The following is a 2,496-nucleotide window of genomic DNA, read 5'->3' on the forward strand; positions in this document are numbered from 1 at the left end:
AAAATGTTAGCATAATTTGCATATTTATGCAATTATTTCAGTTAATTAATAACAGTTTTTTAAGTATTACATTATAATATTATTTGACAAATTATTCATCAAAAAACCATGTCACACAAATGGCATCGCTTTCTTATTTCTGCTTTTAACTTTTTAATAAATATCCTTTCATTTAAAAGTCTGTATCAAACTTTTTTGTTCGATTTATTGTTGACAATCGAACCTTTTTGTGCGATATTCATTTTATGCAGAAAGGGGAGGCTAAATGAAACGAGAAGCACTGCTTAGGGAATTACGTAAAGAAGCCAGAAAAAGAGGCATTCATTACAGTGAAGCTCCTGATGCAGGTAAAGGGTCACATTATTTGGTAACTTTTGGAGACAAAACAACTGTTATAAAATCGGGTGAATTAACGCCACTTTACGTGAAGATAATAAAAAAGCAATTGGGAATATGAAATTTATAATTCAAACGCTTTTAGTTTTTCGTTTCAAAAGCATTTCGATCATGGCGAGGAGACCTAAACATGGAATACACGTATCAAGCAAAGCTGGAATCTGATCCAGATGGTGGTTTTATTGTAACCTTTCCAGATGTACCAGAAGCAATAACAGCTGGAGAAAATAGAGCAGAGGCATTAGAGAATGCTGTTGAAGCTTTAGGGTTAGCATTACGGAGCTATCCTATGCGTGGTTTGCCTTTACCAATGCGACAACAGTATAAAGACCTTGTAGAGGTTACGGTAGATGCGTGGAATGCTCTTAAGCTCGCAGTGGTAGAAGCCTTTAATGAAGCGAATATCACAAAAACAGAATTGGCACATCGTTTGGGTAAAAAAGAAACAGAAGCAAGACGCATTCTTGATCCAAATTATCCNTGTTATCACAATCAAAAATGCGGCTTAACTTCCTCCCCACTTTTAAAGATGGGAAGGGAGGCATATTTTTTAAATTAAGCAACCTTTTTAATGGGACTCTCTAAACTTGGTTCATAAGCTTTCAACAAAGAATCCGTGCTATGTGGTAGCTTTGAAGCTCCAAAATCTGTAAGAATTGCCAAAATCTTTGTAATATTAGGCACGTCATTTTGAAGTTTTAAAACTAGAACCTTTTCTATTGCATTCATAGTTTGAACCAGAGCACTACAATCTTTGTCGCTCACATTTTCATCATTAGAAAATTGAGATAATGCTATCCATAAATCGCATAAGAAGTTGGTATCTATCTTCATTGTACACCTCCATGGATTTGTTCTCTCAAACATGCCAATCCTCTAGATGTGATTTTCGTTGAAGGGAGCACCTTTTCTGTACCATCCGGTCTTTGAATGGTGATAGCAGGACAATCCATGAATCCTTTCTTGATCTTATCCTGATAAGGTAACAGAGGCGCCCCTGGAGCACGACGATAGACCCAATCATGTTTACGCAAGTAGTCGGTTAAGTCCTTTGGTCGTACTTCCAACATCTTAGCTGCTTCAATAAGACCAAACAAACCATCAGAGCGCTTTAAACCATCCAAAGCTTTTGCTTTTGGTGTTAATTCGGTAATGGTGTTATCCTTTTGCTCAATTTGACTTTGTAAGTGATTCAAGACACCAAGTAATGCTTCGGGTTTGGAATAATCAACTTGTGATGCAGCTATCTGTGGTGTTGCTACTTGTTTTAACCGTTTTTCACACTCAATAAAGTATAAACGCGCTTCTCTACCTTTCTTATTGTTCTCAACCATAGAAAGTTCTTTGGCTACACTTAATGTGAGGTGATAATCTTTACGATTGTGACCACCTCTGCCTTTGCTCGCCAAATTTGGCGACCAAACAAAGTCTTGATTTTCTAATAAATTATATTTTTTGATACGGTCAGTAATCCAATTGGAAAAATCTTTACCTATTTCCAAAAACGCATGTAATTCACGTGCGTTGACTGTTTGAACGATATCACCATTAATCGTGGTTTGATGTATATCAATTAAATACTGTGCCATAATTTGGCTCCTATGTGCTTAAAGGTTTCTTAATGACACTCAATTAAAGAGCGCCGGGTGCTAAGAAACACGGCACATAGCCCGTCGTTACGCCTTTCCCAAAAGGGTATTGTATAGCATAACCACACCCGACAATATCATTATATGCTTGTAGCATACAACGAGTCAAAGTTTTTAATTGGCGGTGAAAAGATTGTTTCGGCAATCTATCCGCTATGTGTTTAAGGTGTTTCTTAGGCACCTGATTCGATTATTCATATTGTCGCCACATTGTCAAGCGGCTTCTGATAATTTTTTGATCTCTTTATTGATCTCGTCTATAAGAGGTTCGTAATTGAGAACGCTTTTCGGAATAGCACCCCCGTAAACCCATGCTTTCACTTGCGCTTTGGTACTAAAATCCGCATTTTCTGGTATGGTGTAATACTGACCACCGTCAAACTTTTCACACTCTCTTGTGCCGTCTTCATATTCGTAGAGGTTGTAAAAATACTCCTCTGCTCCATCTCCC

The 2,496-nt window shown here is 37.4% G+C and carries 4 protein-coding genes and 1 pseudogene; 2 read left to right on the forward strand and 3 right to left on the reverse strand.

The features are described 5' to 3' along the window. The first annotated feature begins 265 nt into the window (after positions 1-265). Complete coding sequence (locus tag ACFIME_RS02020) at positions 266-457, forward strand: hypothetical protein (RefSeq protein ID WP_126603690.1); 192 nt, start codon at positions 266-268, stop codon at positions 455-457. Positions 458-526: 69 nt separating this feature from the next. Beyond that, entirely contained in the window at positions 527-955 is a 429-nt protein-coding gene (locus ACFIME_RS02025; protein ID WP_375684407.1) for a type II toxin-antitoxin system HicB family antitoxin, read from the forward strand. Here ACFIME_RS02025 and ACFIME_RS02030 read toward each other — a convergent pair. The 3 genes and pseudogenes from ACFIME_RS02030 to ACFIME_RS02040 all read right to left on the reverse strand — a co-directional run. Then, positions 952-1,230 (reverse strand): hypothetical protein, encoded by a 279-nt coding sequence (locus ACFIME_RS02030; protein WP_375684408.1) that lies wholly within the window; start codon positions 1,228-1,230, stop codon positions 952-954. The genes ACFIME_RS02025 and ACFIME_RS02030 overlap by 4 nt on opposite strands. Further along, positions 1,227-1,985 carry an antA/AntB antirepressor family protein gene (locus ACFIME_RS02035; protein WP_375684409.1) on the reverse strand — a complete coding sequence of 253 codons (759 nt, stop codon included), beginning with the start codon at positions 1,983-1,985 and terminating at the stop codon, positions 1,227-1,229. Before ACFIME_RS02035 ends, ACFIME_RS02030 begins: the two co-directional genes overlap by 4 nt. Before the next feature lie 273 nt (positions 1,986-2,258). Then, positions 2,259-2,496: pseudogene (locus tag ACFIME_RS02040) on the reverse strand (hypothetical protein); the annotation flags it as partial.

Origin of the sequence: Bartonella sp. AP1QHHD (genome assembly GCF_042196265.1) — a bacterium.
Lineage (GTDB): Bacteria > Pseudomonadota > Alphaproteobacteria > Rhizobiales > Rhizobiaceae > Bartonella.